The organism is Lacibacterium aquatile (genome assembly GCF_042683105.1).
Classification (GTDB): Bacteria; Pseudomonadota; Alphaproteobacteria; order Elsterales; family Elsteraceae; genus Lacibacterium; species Lacibacterium aquatile.
In genome coordinates this window covers 307,052-321,472 of record NZ_JBHUIP010000014.1, presented here as the reverse complement: position 1 = coordinate 321,472, position 14,421 = coordinate 307,052, and the positions used below count along the sequence as shown (strand labels likewise).

Sequence of the window (14,421 nt, the reverse complement as noted above, 5' to 3'; positions counted from 1 at the left end):
CCCTAACCTAAGAGATCGCGGGCGATGATGAGCTTTTGCACTTCGCTCGCCCCTTCGTAGATCCGCAAGGACCTGATTTCCCGATAAAGCGATTCCGTAATCGCCCCATGCACCACACCCCGGCCACCCAGGATCTGCACAGCATCATCGATGACCCGCTGCGCCCCTTCGGTCGCGGTCAGCTTGGCCATCGCCGCCTCGCGCGTCGTCCGCTTCTTCTGCACATCCCGTGCCCAGGCACAGCGGTAGGTGAGCAGCGCCGCGCCATCGATAGTGGTCGCCATATCCGCGAGCTTGGCCTGGGTCAGTTGGAAATCCGCCAGCGTCTGACCGAACATTTTTCTTCCCTTGGCAAAGCTCAAAGCTTCATCCAGCGCCCGGCGTGCAAAGCCCAGGGCCGCCGCCGCGACACTTGCGCGAAAGATGTCGAGCGTGCGCATGGCGAGCTTGAAACCCTCGCCCGGTTTGCCCAGCAGATGATCGGCCGGGATGCGGCAATTCTCGAAAACCAGGCGCGCCAGCGGGTGCGGCGCCACCACATCGATCCGCTCCGCGATCTTGAGACCTCGGGCGTCGGCAGGCACCAGAAACGCGGAGATGCCACGGGTCCCCGGCGCCTCACCAGTGCGGGCGAAGACGGTATAGAAATCGGCGATACCGCCGTTGGAAATCCAGGTCTTCTCGCCGTCCAGGATATAGCTGTCGCCCTCGCGACGGGCGGCGCAACTCATCGCGGCGACGTCCGATCCGGCTTCGGGTTCGGACAGCGCAAAAGCGGCGATTGCCTCCCCAGCCGCAACCTTGGGCAGCCAAGCTTTTTTGAGAGCTTCCGAGCCTTCCAGACTGATCGCGCCGCTGCCCAATCCCTGCATGGCGAAGGCAAAGTCAGCCAGCCCATGACGATAAGCCAGCGTCTCGCGCAACACGCACAATGCCCGGCTTTCAATCTCGCCCGAGGCATCCGGGGTGGCATATTTCAGCAGGCCCGCAGCGCCCAGATCCTTCACCAGCTGGCGGCAGATATCGTCGACATTGCCATGGCCATGGGGAAGACCGGCAGTGATCGCCGTCGCCAACCCATCCGCTTCCGTCGCCAGGGCTGCGTGGCGCGGCTCGCAGAAGGGCAGATGCAGATGGGCGAAGCGATCCATGGTCAATTGCCCTCGAAGACCGGCTTCTGTTTGGCCACAAACGCATGGTAGGCGCGATGGAAATCCTGCGTCTTCATGCAGATCGCCTGGGCCTGGGCTTCGGCTTCGATGGCTTCATCGACGCCCATCGCCCATTCCTGGTGCAGCATCTTCTTGGTCATCGCATGGGCAAAGGTCGGACCGGCGGCGAGGTCTGCTGCCACGCTCGATGCCTTCTCCAGCGCGCCGCCAGCAGCGGTAAGGCTGTTATAGAAACCCCAGTCGAAGCCTTCCTTGGCCGCCATGGAACGCCCGGTATAGAGCAACTCCGACGCCCGCCCCTGGCCGATGATACGCGGCAGGATCGCGCAGGCGCCCATATCCGCCCCGGCCAGACCGACGCGGGTGAAGAGGAAAGCCGTCTTGGATTCTTCGCTGGCGTAACGCAGGTCAGACGCCATGGCGATGATCGCCCCCGCCCCGGCGCAGATACCTTCCACCGCCGCCACGATGGGCTGCGGGCAGGCGCGCATGGCCTTGACCAGATCGCCGGTCATGCGGGTGAACTCGATCAGCCCCGGCATATCGAGCTTGGTCAGCGGACCGATAATCTCATGTACATCGCCGCCCGAGCAGAAATTCCCACCCGCGCCCGAAACGACGATCACCTTGACCGTCTTGTCATAGACGAGCGCCCGGAAGAGATCGCGCAGCTCGGCGTAGCTTTCGAAGGTCAGCGGGTTCTTTTTTTCCGGGCGATTAAGGGTGATGAAGCCTAGCTTCCCCTCCACCTTCCACAGGAAATGCTGCGCCTGATAGCTGGTCAGGTCTGTCATCAGATCTCTCCTCCCGCCACGGGAACTGCCTGGCCCGTAACCGATCCCGCCCCCTCGCCCGCCAGCCACAAAACGGCGTTGGCAACATCTTCGGGCTGGATCAGACGACCTTGGGGATTATGGAAACCGGCCTTCGCCGCTTCTACATCGCGCCCGGTCTTGGCGACAATGGTATCGACTGCACGGGCGATCAGATCGGTATCGGTATAGCCGGGGCAGACGGCATTGACTGTGACACCGCTTTTGGCGACTTCCAGCGCCAGCGCCTTGGTCAACCCAACCACGGCATGTTTGGCCGCGACATAGGGCGTGACATAGGCATAGCCCTTGAGGCCCGCCGTCGAGGCAACAGTGATGATCCGGCCCCATTTGCGCTCGATCATGCCCGGCAGCACCAGACGACAACCTTCAACGGCAGCCATCAGGTTGATGTCGAACATGCGGCGCCACATGTCCGCATCGGTCTTCAGGAAGGGCGCGCTGTCGGCGGCGCCTGCGTTATTCACCAGGATATCGACAGCGCCGACCTCGCCCATCACCTCGGCATAGTCCGCCGTATTGGTGATGTCGCAGGCATAGGCCGACGCACCGATTTCCAGGGCCACTTCCTGCAACGTCGCCTGGGTGCGCCCTATGATCGAGACCTCGGCGCCTTGTTCGGCCAAAGTCCGGGCAATAGCGGCACCGATGCCGCGCCCGGCGCCGGTCACGACCGCCCGGCGGCCCTTCAGGGGAAGATCGAGCGAGCGCTTCATACCGCCCCCACCTGGGCAGCACGGGCGAGACTGGTCTCAAGCTGCCGTTTGCCGGAGATATATTGTTTTGGCCACCATTGGTCCCGAATACCCAGCTTAGCCGCCTCATGCAGCGTCCAGGCGGGATCGGCCAGATGCGGACGGGCCAAGGCGCAGAGATCGGCACGCCCCGCCATCAGGATGGAATTCACCTGATCGCCCTCCGTGATCGCGCCCACCGCCAGGGTGGCGATTCCCACTTCGTTGCGCACGCGGTCGGCAAAGGGCGTCTGATACAGGCGACCGTAGACCGGCTTCTGGTGGGCCACCACCTGACCCGAGGACACATCGATCAGATCGGCGCCTGCTTCCTTGAACAGACGCGCCAGCGCCACCGCATCATCGCCGGTATTGCCACCCGGCGCCCAATCATGGGCAGACAGACGCACGGACATCGGCTTCTCTTTCGGCCAAACCGCGCGCATCGCCTTGAAAACCTCCAGCGGATAACGGACGCGGCTCTCCAGGCTCCCGCCATATTCATCGGTGCGGGTGTTGGTCAGCGGCGACAGGAAAGCCGACAGCAGATAGCCGTGGGCGCAATGGAGCTCCAATAGGTCGAAGCCTGCTGCGGCGCCACGTTTGGCCGCCGCGACAAAATCCGCCGTCACCGCATCCATATCGGCGCGGGTCATCTCGCGCGGGGTCTGGTTGCCATCGGTATAGGGGAGCGCGGAGGGCGCGATCAGCGGCCAGTTGCCCTCGGCGAGCGGCTTGTCCATGCCCTCCCACAGGGGGCGCGTCGAGCCCTTGGGTCCTGCATGGCCCAATTGCAGGGCGATCTTGGCCGGGCTGTTGCCATGCACAAAATCGACGATCCGCGCCCAGGCTGCCTGCTGTTCGTCATTCCAGAGCCCGCAGCAACCCGGCGTGATGCGCGCCTCGGGCGAAACGCAGGTCATTTCGGTGAACAGCAGCCCCGCTCCACCCAGGGCGCGGGAGCCGAAATGCACCAGATGGAAATCGCCCGGCAGACCATTTTCCGCCGAATAGACCGCCATCGGTGACACGACAATGCGGTTCGAGACCGTCATGTCCCGCAGGGTGAAGGGTGTCATCATGGGGCTGCAGCCCGGCTGCCCGGCGAACCATTCCTCGGACTTCGCGACATAGGCCTCGTCGCGCAGGCGCAGGTTTTCGTGGCTGATCCGCTGGGATCGGGTCAGCAGGGAATAGGCGAACTGCTCGGGCGGCAGATCGGTATAGCGCGCGACATTCTCGAACCATTCGGTCGAGTTGCGGGCAGCGTTCTGGATCTTCAGAACCTCGATCGACCGCTCGGCCTCATAGGCTTTCAGGATGGCGGGGATATCGCTGGAGGTGGCGAAACGGTTTGCCAGATCGATGGCGTCTTCGAGCGCGAGCTTGGTACCCGACCCGATGGAGAAATGCGCTGTATGGGCAGCGTCGCCCATCAGCACCACCGGCGCCTGACCATTGTGATGCACCCAGGTCTTGCAGACGACGCGGTTGAACTTGATCCAGGCCGACCCGCGCAGATGCCGCGCGTTGGTCATCAGCTTTTTGCCGCCCAGGTGATCCTTGAAGAGGGTCTCGCAGAAACCGAGTGTCTGTTCGCCGTCCATCTGGTCTAGGCCCTGGGCCTGCCAGACCTCCTCCGGCGTTTCGATGATGAAGGTCGAGGTCGTATCGTCGAACTTATAGGCGTGGGCCTGGAACCAGCCCGCCTCGGTCTTCTCGAAGGCAAAGGTGAAGGCGTCGTAGATATGCTCCACGCCCAGCCAGATATAGCGGCACTTGCGGGTATCGATATCGGGCTGGAAGACATCGGCATAGCGGTTGCGGATGACCGAATTCACCCCGTCCGAGGCGATGATCAGATCGGCATCGGGATAGTCGAGGTCGCTTTTCACCTCGGTCTCGAACACCAGCTCGACACCCAGATCCTGGCAACGGTGCTGGAGGATATTCAGCAGCCGCTTGCGCCCGATGCCGCAGAAACCATGGCCGCCGGAGACAATCGCCTGCCCCTTGATGCGCACTTCCACATCATCCCAGCGCGCAAAGGCATCCAGGATCTGCTGCGCCGTTTCCGGGTCGGCTTTTTTGAGATTATCCATCGTCTGATCGGAGAAGACGACACCCCAGCCGAACGTATCGAACGGCCGGTTGCGCTCGACCACCGTGATCTGGTGCGCCGGGTTCTGCTTCTTCATCAGGAGGGCGAAATAGAGCCCCGCGGGGCCACCCCCGATACAGACGATCCGCATACCAAGCCTCTCCCCAGGCAGCCCATCTCTGCTAAACATTGACGAGCGGTTCGTTTCGGACTTCAATATTTCATACCTAAATCTTTTCGGGACGCAAGAGGCGATGGAAGGTTCCGTAACCGGACGAGGTGAAAGCAAGGATCGGCTGCGGCTCTGGCTGCGGCTGCTGGCTACCACACGCCTAATCGAAGGGGAGATCCGCTCGCGTCTGCGCAGCGATTTCGACCAGACTTTACCGCGGTTCGACGTGATGGCGCAGCTGAATGCCGCGCCCAACGGCCTCTCCATGTCCGATCTGTCGACACGCCTGATGGTGTCTAACGGCAATGTCACCGGCATCGTCGACCGGCTGGTCCAGGAAGATCTCGTCAGCCGGACCGCCGCGCCGGGGGATCGCCGCAGCCTTGTGGTTCGCCTGACCGAGGCGGGACAGAAAAGCTTCGACGCCATGGCGGTCGTACACGAAGACTGGATTTCGGAACTGACTCAGGGGCTGGATGCCGCCACCGTGCGCGAATTGGGCCAGATGCTGGCGACGCTGAAACACTCGATCGAGGATCGGTAGGGAATTTTACTCCCCTACCAGCGCCGCAAGCTGCTGCGCTACCGCAGTTCCATTGTCGGGTAGGCGACCGAAAAAGGCTGCATCGGCTGCCTCCACCACCGGAACCGTCTCCCGCACCCGGACTGCACCCAGGTCGGTCAGCAACAGCCGTTTGGCCCGGCCCTTGGTCGCTTCGCGCAGGATGAGCCCCTTGGCCTCCAGCCCCCGCACCACCTGGGACACGGTATTGGCATCGAGGCCGACGATGCGGGACAGCTCAATCTGGCTTAGTCCAGGTCCGGCCGTCAGCGACCAGCCGATGGTCGCCAGCAGCACAAACTGCGGGTGAGTCAGATCATGGGCGGCCAGGGCGTCCTCGATCTTTCGCCGCCAGACCATGCTGGCGCGCCAGAGCTGAAGACCTGGACTTTCCTCCGGCCCCTTATGCTCGCTGATCTCAAGCCAATCGCTGTCCATGGCTCTTTCTTATCACGCTCCCGGCAGGAATACCCGCAGACGATGGCCATCGGGATCGGCGGCCAGGAAGGTGCGGCCAAAATCCATATCGGTCGGTTGCTGCAGGATTGTGACCCCCTTCCCGCTCCAGTCGCGGGCCACCCCATCGACATCCCCTTCGATGAAAGCGATTTCCGAGGCTCCGGCAGGCGGCACATCCCCCAGTTCGGTCTTAAGCCACAAACCCAGCATCTGTTCGCCATCAAGCGGCATCATGGCAAAGGTTCGGGATTCCTCCACAGGCTCACGTCCCAGCAGATCGCGATAGAAGGCGACGCTTCTGGCGACATCGGAAACGAACAGAATGATAAAGGCGACACGCGGCTGGATCATGGTTGGCTCCAAGGTTAAAATCACAATACGTATTTAATATACGTATTGTGATTTTAGGGCAAGAGCGATTTCTGCAAAGGCTTGAAAGCCGAAGAACGCCCCTCTATCAGAGAACGGTAACCTTCGGACGACAGCAGTCATGAAACCGCGCGACATTATAGAATATATCGCCCTCGCCTTGATCTGGGGCTTCTCCTTCCTGGTGCTGCTGCGGGTGGTGGAGGCTTTTGGATGGGTCGGTGCCGTGACGTTCCGCTGCTTCATCGCGGGCGGAACGCTGCTTGTCGTGGCGACGGTCCTGCGGCGGAGGCTGGATTTCAAGGCGGGCTGGCGGCCCTTTCTGATCGTCGGCGCCACCACGGTTGCGGGGCAACTGATCGGGCTTTCCTATGCGACGCCGCTGATCGGCACCGCCATGGCCGCTATCTTCGTGGCGGCGATCCCGCTCTTCTCGATGGTCATCGGGCAGCTTTGGGGGCTGGAGACGATCACGGCGCAGAAGCTGGCGGGTCTGGTGCTGGGAACGGTCGGCATTCTGCTGCTGGTCGGTTTTCCGGCGGTGCCGGTGACAACCTCCTTCGTGCTGGGCTGCATCGGCTCCCTGGTCAGCGGACTGTTCGCCGCCTTCGGCAGCAACTACGCCAGCCGGTCCCTGCGCGGGGTGGGTTCCTGGGAGGTCACCATCGGCTCCTTCCTGTTCGGCGGGCTGCTGACCTTGCCGCTGCTGTTCTTCGTGCCGGTGCCGACGGTGCCACGCGCCCTCGATTATCTCTATCTGGTCGTCGCGGGCGCCGGGATGAGCGCGCTGACCTATGTGATCTATTTCCGGCTGGTCGGCGCCATCGGCGCCACCCGCACCATCAGCGTCGAATTCGCGGTGACAGTGGTAGCCGTGCTCGTCGGCGCCTTCTGGCTGGGCGAGGAATTATCGCTGATCCAGATCCTGGGCGCCGCCACGATCATCGGCGGATGTATGCTGGTGCTGGGACTGATGCCCCTACGTAGCCGCGCCGCCTGACAGCAGCTTCCGCATGAAATAGCGCGGGTGAATCGGCGCCTGGCCTTCCAGGGTACCGAAAATCTCAAAACCGCACTTCAGATAGAAGTCCCGGCCCTGGAAGGCGAAGGTATCCAGCCAGATATGGTCGCAGTTGCGGCGGCGGGCTTCGTCTTCGGCCATTGCCATGAGGCGCCGCCCGGTACCCTGCCCCCGCATCGCCTTCGGCACAATCAGCAGCGAAATGAAAAAGCTGCCACAGCGAGAATGCCCCCACAGGCCACCACTGATAGCGCCGGTCTCATCGGGAATGAAGATGGCGAAGGGCTCAGTTTCTGGCCGCCCCGACACTTCGATATTGTGACGAACGAGCACATCGCGCAGGGCTGCGACATCCGCGTCCGAAGGAGCATCGGTAACAACAAAGCCTGCTTGATCCACGCTTATGCCACCAACCTGAAATTATCCACATCGACCAGCCCGAAGTCCGTGATCTTCAGGTGCGGAATGACTGGCAACGGCAGGAAGGCTAGCGACAGGAACGGCTCGTCCAAGGGGCAACCCATGGCACGCACGGCGGCTTTGAGGCCAACCAGCCCCTGCTGGACGCCCTCGAAACTGTCAAAGCTCATAAGGCCCGCCAGCGGCAGCGGCAGTTCGGCCACCACCTTGCCATCGACCACGGCGACAAAGCCGCCCTGCAGTTCGATCAGGCGATTGACCGCCACCGCCATATCGCTGTCCGACGCGCCGACGACGCAGACATTGTGGCTGTCATGGCCGATGCTGGAGGCGAGCGCCCCACGCTTGAAGCCGAAGCCCTTCACGAAGCCACGCCCGACATTGCGGTTCTTGCCATGGCGAGCCAGCACCGCGATCTTCAGCACGTCGTTCTCGAGATCGATGTGGCGCAGCCCGTCCTTATAGGGCAGTTCCATCATCAGGAAATCGGTCACCACCTGATGGGGGATGAGGCCGATGACCGGGCCGGTCGGACCGGCGGCCGGGGTCTTGAACAGATCGGCCGTCACGGGATCGAGCTTGATGGAGCCGGTGCCGATCATCGGCAAGGGCGCGCGCCCGGCGAAACTCGCATCCGTCACCAGACGACCATCCTTCAGGACATGGCGGACAGTGCATTCGTTCAGGTCTTCGATCAGCACCAGATCGGCCCGCTTGCCCGGCGCCACCAGACCGCGATCCCGCATCCCGAAGCCTTCGGCGGCCGACAGGGTGGCGGCGCGATAGACGTCGAACGCCGGGGCGCCGGAGGCGATGGCGGTGCGGATGATATGGTCGAGGTGTCCCTCGGCCATGATCTCACGCGGGTTGCGATCATCGGTGCAGAAGGCGAGGCGTGAGGAGGTACGCGGGCCGATCACCTCGGCCAGACGCTTCACATCCTTGGTCACCGACCCGTCGCGGATCAGGACCTGCATGCCTTTACGCAGCTTCTCCCAGGCTTCCGGCACACTGGTCGTTTCGTGGCAATTGCGGATTCCACAGGAGAGATAGGCGTTCAGTTCCTTGCCCGTGACCATCGGGGCATGGCCATCGATGTGTTTGCCTTCAAAGGCCGTGAGCTTGGCCAGCACGTCCGGATCGTGATGGAAAATGCCGGGGTAATTCATGAATTCCGCAAGGCCGATGACCTTGGGGTGATTGGCCCGGGCAGCCAGAGCTTCAGCCCCCAGCGACGCGCCGGAGGTTTCGATGCCGGTAGCAGGCACGCAGCTGGAGAGCTGGACCCGCAGATCCATCGCCGTGCCCATGGCGGCTTTCAAGAAATAATCGAGGCCTTCGGTACCCAGGACATTGCAGATCTCATGGGGATCGCAGACCGCCGTGGTGGTGCCGCGCGGCAGCACGCCCCGGTCGAATTCGTAGGGGGAGACCAGGGTCGATTCCACATGCACGTGGGTATCGATAAAGCCCGGCGCGACGATAAGGTCGCTGCCGTCCATCTCCTCCACACCGCGATACTCGTCATAGGTGCCGACGATGGTTTCGCCGCAGATGGCGACATCACCCTTCTCCAGGCTGCCGGTCGCCACATCCAGAATGCGCGCACCCTTGATGACGAGATCGGCGTCGGACCGGCCAAGCCCCTGGTCGATGCGACGCTTCAAGCGTTCGGTGGCAATGCCCATGATACGTCTTCCTTATCCCAATGCCGAAGCCCCGGCGTCCCTTCGGCGGCTTGCAGAAGCTGTGCCGCCACGGCAAGAGCTATCACACCCGGCTGCTTGCCGGTAATCCCTGGCAACCCGATGGGACAGACGATCCGGGAAAGATCTTCGTCACTAAAGCCCATCCCCCGCAGTCTGCTCTGAAACCGTGCCCGTTTCGTGGCCGATCCGATCAGACCGATGAAGGGCAGGTCGGGACGCTTCAAGGCGGCGGCGGTCAGGGCAAGATCGAGCGGATGGTCATGGGTCATGATCAGAACAAAGGCGCCGGGCGCCAGCGCGGCGATGCCCGCCTCCAGCTTCTCCGTCACATGTTTGGCGACATGATCGGGAACGGAGGCCGGAAACTCTTCGGCGCGCGGGTCATACCAGTCGATGCGGCACGGCACATCGCCAAGCTTGCCCACCAGCGCCCGCGCCACATGACCCGCCCCGAATAGGCCTAAGCGCAGGGTCGCCGGACGCTGAACCTCATAGAGCAGGCTCACCTGTCCGCCGCAGCACTGGCCAAGCGTCGGCCCCAGCGGATATTTGCGTGTCACCGGCTGCACCGCATTGCCGTCCAGCAACTGGCGGGCCGTCTCGATGGCCGTGAACTCCAACTGTCCCCCGCCGATGGTCGCGAAACTGGCCTCACGCGTCACCACCATCTTGGCCCCACCCTCACGCGGGGTCGATCCCTGCACCTCGGTCACGGTGACCAGGACGAAGGGTTCCGCCTTCGCTTCCAGCATGCTGAGATGGCGGTAGAGCCCGTTCATTGGGCGGCGACCTTGGGTGCGGACATCGGCAGCTCAGCCCGCACAGCCTCCATCGCCATCAGCACCCTTTCGGGCGTTGCGGGCGCATCGAAGCGCGGCAGCAGGCCATTGGGCGCAACACTCGCAACGGCATCGCGCAGAGCCTGATAAACTGCGATCCCCAACATGAAGGGCGGCTCCCCCACTGCTTTCGAGCGATAGATCGTGTCTTCGCGGTTCGGGCGGTTCTGTACCAGTTTCACATTGAAGACAGGCGGCATGTCGCCCGCGGTCGGGATCTTATAGGTCGAGGGGGCATGGGTGCGCAGCTGACCCTTGCCGTCATAGACCAGTTCCTCGGATGTCAGCCAGCCAGCCCCCTGGATAAAGGCCCCTTCGACCTGGCCTAGATCGATGGTCGGGTTGAGGCTGTCGCCCACGTCATGCAGCAGATCGGCGCGGGTCATCTTATATTCGCCGGTCAGCGTGTCGACCAGCACCTCGGCCACCGCCGCGCCATAGGCGTAATAGTAGAAGGGCCGACCGCTGAACGTCGCCCGGTCGAACCAGATTTTTGGCGTGCGATAGTAACCGGCGGCAGACAGAGAGACGCGGTTGAAATGCGCTTTCTTGGCAAGCTCTCCAAAGCTCAAGGATTTATCGCCGCCGAAGACGCGCCCGTCTTTGAAGGTGATGGCCTCCACCGCCACGCCAAACTCCGCTGCCGCCACCCCGGCCAGCCGCCCTCGCAACTCGATCGCTGCGGCTTGAGCGGCCTTGCCATTGAGGTCGGCACCGCTGGAGGCCGCCGTCGCGGAGGTATTAGGCACCTTGTCGGTCGTGGTCGCGGTGATGCGCACCTGTTCCAGCGGTACGCCGAACTCGGTTGCAACCACCTGGGCGACCTTGATGAACAGCCCCTGCCCCATCTCGGTCCCGCCATGGTTCAGTTGGATCGAACCGTCGGTATAGATGTGGATCAGCGCGCCCGCCTGATTGAGGAAGGTGGTGGTGAAGGAGATGCCGAACTTCACCGGGGTCAGCGCGAGCCCTTTTTTCAGCACCGGCGATGAGGCGTTGAAGGCCGCGATTTCCGCCCGACGCCTGCCATAATCCGCCCAGTCGGCCAGCTCTGCGATAATCTCCGGCGCGATATTATCCTCAACCGTCTGGCCATAGGGGGTCGTGTCACGCGGCGACGAGCCATAGAGGTTGGCTTCGCGCACGGCCAGCGGATCGAGCTTCAGATGGCGGGCGATCTCGTCCAGCACCAACTCGATGGCGAACATGCCCTGGGGGCCGCCGAAGCCGCGGAAGGCGGTGTTGGAGACCGTATGAGTCTTCAGGCGGTACGACACCACCTCCACATCTTCCAGGAAATAGCAGTTGTCGGCATGGAACATCGCCCGGTCGTTGATCGCGCCCGACAGATCCGGGGAAAAGCCGCAGCGCGAGGCCAGCATGAGCTTCAGGCCCTGGATCGTCCCGGCAGCATCGAAACCGACGTCATAATCGATCAGGAAGTCATGGCGCTTGCCGGTCATCACCATGTCGTCGTCACGGTCGAGGCGCACCTTCACCGCGCGCTTCAGCGTCGTCGCGGCAAGGGCGGCGGCGGCGGCAAACAGCGATGCCTGGGTTTCCTTGCCCCCGAAGCCGCCGCCCATGCGCCGGACTTCCACCGTCACCAGGGCATCGGGAATAGCCAGCGCCCGGGCAACCAAATGCTGCACTTCGGAAGGATGCTGGGTCGAACAATGGACAAGCACCGCGCCATCTTCGCCCGGAACGGCCAGCGACACCTGACCTTCGAGATAGAAGTGATCCTGCCCGCCCAGGGCAACCCGACCTGACAGGCGCTGCGGCGCCTTTGTCAGCGCCGCTGGAGCGTCGCCGCGTTTCATGGTTTCGGTCGGCAGCAGATGAGAGTCAGCCGCTAGTGCCTGTTCGATGGTGATGAGCGCGGGCAATTCTTCTGCCTCCACCACCGCCTGTTTGGCAGCGGCGCGCGCCGTCTTCATATCAGCGGCGACCACCAGGAACAGTGCTTGTCCGGCATATTCGACGAGGCTGTCGGCAAAGATGATATCGCCCTTCAGCACCGGCCCCACGTCGTTGACGCCGGGGATATCCGCCGCTGCGAAGACGCCGACGACGCCGGGATAGGTGCGCACCGCCGCCAGATCGATGCGTGTGATCCGGGCATGGGCCCATTTGCTCTGAGCCAGATATCCGACCAGCGTGCCATGGGGCTCGGGGATATCATCCGTATAGATCGCCTGCCCCGTCACATGTTTGACGGCGCTGTCATGCAGGCGTGAGGTGCCGACGCTCATGTCATGCCACTCCCTTACGCGGATCGAGCCGGGTTCCCGCTTCACAGTTCTGCGCCAGATAGAAGCGCCACAGGCAATTTCGCGCCACGGTCAGGCGATAGTCGGCACTGGCCCGCATGTCCGTCATCGGCTGATAATCCTCGCCCAGGGCCGCCATCGCGGCCTGGATGCCCGGCGCTCCGAAAGGTTTCCCGACGAGTGCGGCCTCGGCTTTGGGCGCCCGGGCAGGCGTCCCCGCCATACCGCCATGGACGATCCGTGCTTGGCTGATCGTCTCGCCACTTACCGTCAGGCAATAGGCCGGGCAGACCGCCGAGATATCCTGATCGAACCGCTTGGAAATCTTGTAGGTCGCAAAAATCTGCCCCTCGCCGAGGCGTGGCACCGTCACCGCCTCCAAGATTTCATCCGGCCCCAGCGCTGTCTTGCGATAGGCGATGTAGAAATCTTCGAGCGGCATCGACCGTTTACCGCCCGGCCCGGCCAGATGCAGCGTGGCACCCAGGGCAATGAGGGCGGGCATGCTATCCCCGATGGGCGAGCCATTGGCGATATTGCCGCCCAGGGTTCCGGCGGCCCGCACCTGGGTCGATCCGATGCGGCGTACCAGTTCACCCAGATCCGGATGGATCTTGGCCAGCACCGGCAGCGCGTCTTGGAAGGTCACCGCAGCACCGATGGTGACACTGGTTTCGCTTTCCTCGATCCGCAGCAACTCCGGTACGCGGCCCAGGTAAATCACGGGGTCGAGGCGCCGATGCTGCTTCGTGACCCACAGGCCGACATCGGTTCCCCCAGCAAGCAGGGTTGCCTGCGGGAAACGGCGGCGCAGCACCAGTGCTTCGGTCAACGACACGGGACTCAGAAAGCTGCCATCCGCGCCCTTGATCTCAAGATCGCCCGCGTTTGCGGCCCAAGCGCCCAACTGTTCAGCGGCAGTCTGCTCATAATGCTTCTGATGATCGGGAATCGGCAGCGGAGCAGCCTTGGCAGCGGCATCCAGGATCGGGCGATAGCCGGTACAGCGGCAGAGATTGCCCGCCAATTGATCGCTGACAGCCTCCGGCGTGGCCTCGTGGCCTTCGCGATGGAAACTATAGAGCGCCATGACAAAACCCGGCGTACAGAAGCCACATTGCGCGCCGCCGCCTTCCGCCATCGCCTGCTGCACAGGGTGCAGGGCGCCGCTTACGGGATCCGCCAGATCTTCGACCGTAATCAGTTGTTTGCCGTCGAGAGAGCCGAGGAACTGGATGCAGGCATTGACCGGCTTATAGCGCACCCCGCCCCGGCCATCGGCTTCACCAACGACGACCGAACAGGCGCCGCAGTCACCTTCGGCACAGCCTTCCTTGGTGCCGCGCCGCCGCTCCTCTTCGCGCAAAAACTCAAGGACCGTGCGGTTCGGGTCATCTACCCGAACCTCGCGAACCTCACTGCCCAGAAGAAAGCGGATCGTCTCGCCCATTAGCTCGAACCCATCTTATAACTTTGACCGATTGGTCAAAGTGTGAGCCTCGTCACAAGGGTTGGCAAGCAAGAACTGTGTCAGTGCTGACGCTGGGGGGTCAACGGGCCTTCTGTCTTGGGCGAGGGCTCGCGGTCTTTGGGGTCTTCGTCCGGGACAAACGGGATATTCAGATCATCACCCCCCAGGGGAGTATCTGGCTTCCGGTCGGGTGTCGGGATGGATTTGGGGGAAATCTGGGTCATCGGTTGCCTCCTGAGATCTACCTCTGGAGACAACCGATGACCGACCGATCTGTTTCGAGGTG

Annotated in this window: 14 protein-coding genes; 2 read left to right on the top strand and 12 right to left on the bottom strand. The window is 62.8% G+C overall.

The features are described from left to right. Positions 1-2: 2 nt before the first annotated feature. From ACFSM5_RS18600 to ACFSM5_RS18585, 4 genes are read right to left on the bottom strand one after another with little or no spacing between them, the layout of a single operon-like run. Positions 3-1,151: an acyl-CoA dehydrogenase family protein gene (locus ACFSM5_RS18600; protein ID WP_379878067.1), complete on the bottom strand. Its 1,149-nt coding sequence runs from the start codon at positions 1,149-1,151 to the stop codon at positions 3-5. Between the two features lie 2 nt (positions 1,152-1,153). Beyond that, positions 1,154-1,966 carry an enoyl-CoA hydratase family protein gene (locus ACFSM5_RS18595; protein ID WP_379878066.1) on the bottom strand — a complete coding sequence of 271 codons (813 nt, stop codon included), beginning with the start codon at positions 1,964-1,966 and terminating at the stop codon, positions 1,154-1,156. Then, positions 1,966-2,721: an SDR family NAD(P)-dependent oxidoreductase gene (locus ACFSM5_RS18590; RefSeq protein ID WP_379878065.1), complete on the bottom strand. Its 756-nt coding sequence runs from the start codon at positions 2,719-2,721 to the stop codon at positions 1,966-1,968. Before ACFSM5_RS18590 ends, ACFSM5_RS18595 begins: the two co-directional genes overlap by 1 nt. After that, positions 2,718-4,991: a bifunctional salicylyl-CoA 5-hydroxylase/oxidoreductase gene (locus tag ACFSM5_RS18585; RefSeq protein ID WP_379878064.1), complete on the bottom strand. Its 2,274-nt coding sequence runs from the start codon at positions 4,989-4,991 to the stop codon at positions 2,718-2,720. Before ACFSM5_RS18585 ends, ACFSM5_RS18590 begins: the two co-directional genes overlap by 4 nt. A gap of 103 nt (positions 4,992-5,094) precedes the next feature. Between ACFSM5_RS18585 and ACFSM5_RS18580 the strand changes: the two genes are divergently transcribed. Further along, positions 5,095-5,556: a MarR family winged helix-turn-helix transcriptional regulator gene (locus ACFSM5_RS18580; protein ID WP_379878063.1), complete on the top strand. Its 462-nt coding sequence runs from the start codon at positions 5,095-5,097 to the stop codon at positions 5,554-5,556. Positions 5,557-5,562: 6 nt separating this feature from the next. On the opposite strand, the gene ACFSM5_RS18575 is transcribed toward ACFSM5_RS18580, so the two are convergent. Both ACFSM5_RS18575 and ACFSM5_RS18570 read right to left on the bottom strand, forming a co-directional pair. Then, positions 5,563-6,012, bottom strand: coding sequence for a MarR family winged helix-turn-helix transcriptional regulator (locus ACFSM5_RS18575; protein ID WP_379878062.1), 450 nt, complete (start codon positions 6,010-6,012; stop codon positions 5,563-5,565). 12 nt (positions 6,013-6,024) lie between these two features. Then, entirely contained in the window at positions 6,025-6,384 is a 360-nt protein-coding gene (locus ACFSM5_RS18570; RefSeq protein ID WP_379878061.1) for a VOC family protein, read from the bottom strand. Between the two features lie 139 nt (positions 6,385-6,523). Between ACFSM5_RS18570 and ACFSM5_RS18565 the strand changes: the two genes are divergently transcribed. Continuing rightward, positions 6,524-7,402, top strand: a complete 879-nt coding sequence (locus ACFSM5_RS18565; protein ID WP_379878060.1) for a DMT family transporter — start codon at positions 6,524-6,526, stop codon at positions 7,400-7,402. Here the strand turns inward: ACFSM5_RS18565 and ACFSM5_RS18560 are convergent. The 6 genes from ACFSM5_RS18560 to ACFSM5_RS18535 form a co-directional block, all read right to left on the bottom strand. Further along, positions 7,382-7,822 carry a GNAT family N-acetyltransferase gene (locus ACFSM5_RS18560; RefSeq protein ID WP_379878058.1) on the bottom strand — a complete coding sequence of 147 codons (441 nt, stop codon included), beginning with the start codon at positions 7,820-7,822 and terminating at the stop codon, positions 7,382-7,384. The two genes, ACFSM5_RS18565 and ACFSM5_RS18560, sit on opposite strands and share 21 nt — an antisense overlap. 2 nt (positions 7,823-7,824) lie before the next feature. Beyond that, positions 7,825-9,531: an adenine deaminase gene (ade, locus tag ACFSM5_RS18555; protein ID WP_379878056.1), complete on the bottom strand. Its 1,707-nt coding sequence runs from the start codon at positions 9,529-9,531 to the stop codon at positions 7,825-7,827. Then, on the bottom strand, positions 9,507-10,331 hold the full coding sequence (gene xdhC / locus ACFSM5_RS18550) for a xanthine dehydrogenase accessory protein XdhC (RefSeq protein ID WP_379878055.1): 825 nt from the start codon (positions 10,329-10,331) through the stop codon (positions 9,507-9,509). Before xdhC ends, ade begins: the two co-directional genes overlap by 25 nt. Then, positions 10,328-12,646 (bottom strand): xanthine dehydrogenase molybdopterin binding subunit, encoded by a 2,319-nt coding sequence (gene xdhB / locus ACFSM5_RS18545; RefSeq protein ID WP_379878053.1) that lies wholly within the window; start codon positions 12,644-12,646, stop codon positions 10,328-10,330. The genes xdhC and xdhB overlap by 4 nt, the downstream gene beginning before the upstream one ends. 1 nt (position 12,647) lies before the next feature. After that, positions 12,648-14,114 carry a xanthine dehydrogenase small subunit gene (gene xdhA / locus ACFSM5_RS18540; RefSeq protein ID WP_379878052.1) on the bottom strand — a complete coding sequence of 489 codons (1,467 nt, stop codon included), beginning with the start codon at positions 14,112-14,114 and terminating at the stop codon, positions 12,648-12,650. A gap of 80 nt (positions 14,115-14,194) precedes the next feature. Next, positions 14,195-14,359: a hypothetical protein gene (locus ACFSM5_RS18535; RefSeq protein ID WP_379878050.1), complete on the bottom strand. Its 165-nt coding sequence runs from the start codon at positions 14,357-14,359 to the stop codon at positions 14,195-14,197. Between the last annotated feature and the right edge of the window lie 62 nt (positions 14,360-14,421).

Excerpts from the sequence above, each read along its gene's own strand:
- ACFSM5_RS18600 (WP_379878067.1), bottom strand. The coding sequence starts at position 1,151 with ATGGATCGCTTCGCCCATCTGCATCTGCCCTTCTGCGAGCCGCGCCAC.
- ACFSM5_RS18595 (WP_379878066.1), bottom strand. The coding sequence starts at position 1,966 with ATGACAGACCTGACCAGCTATCAGGCGCAGCATTTCCTGTGGAAGGTG.
- ACFSM5_RS18590 (WP_379878065.1), bottom strand. The coding sequence starts at position 2,721 with ATGAAGCGCTCGCTCGATCTTCCCCTGAAGGGCCGCCGGGCGGTCGTG.
- ACFSM5_RS18585 (WP_379878064.1), bottom strand. The coding sequence starts at position 4,991 with ATGCGGATCGTCTGTATCGGGGGTGGCCCCGCGGGGCTCTATTTCGCC.
- ACFSM5_RS18580 (WP_379878063.1), top strand. The coding sequence starts at position 5,095 with ATGGAAGGTTCCGTAACCGGACGAGGTGAAAGCAAGGATCGGCTGCGG.
- ACFSM5_RS18575 (WP_379878062.1), bottom strand. The coding sequence starts at position 6,012 with ATGGACAGCGATTGGCTTGAGATCAGCGAGCATAAGGGGCCGGAGGAA.
- ACFSM5_RS18570 (WP_379878061.1), bottom strand. The coding sequence starts at position 6,384 with ATGATCCAGCCGCGTGTCGCCTTTATCATTCTGTTCGTTTCCGATGTC.
- ACFSM5_RS18565 (WP_379878060.1), top strand. The coding sequence starts at position 6,524 with ATGAAACCGCGCGACATTATAGAATATATCGCCCTCGCCTTGATCTGG.
- ade (WP_379878056.1), bottom strand. The coding sequence starts at position 9,531 with ATGGGCATTGCCACCGAACGCTTGAAGCGTCGCATCGACCAGGGGCTT.
- xdhC (WP_379878055.1), bottom strand. The coding sequence starts at position 10,331 with ATGAACGGGCTCTACCGCCATCTCAGCATGCTGGAAGCGAAGGCGGAA.
- xdhB (WP_379878053.1), bottom strand. The coding sequence starts at position 12,646 with ATGAGCGTCGGCACCTCACGCCTGCATGACAGCGCCGTCAAACATGTG.
- xdhA (WP_379878052.1), bottom strand. The coding sequence starts at position 14,114 with ATGGGCGAGACGATCCGCTTTCTTCTGGGCAGTGAGGTTCGCGAGGTT.
- ACFSM5_RS18535 (WP_379878050.1), bottom strand. The coding sequence starts at position 14,359 with ATGACCCAGATTTCCCCCAAATCCATCCCGACACCCGACCGGAAGCCA.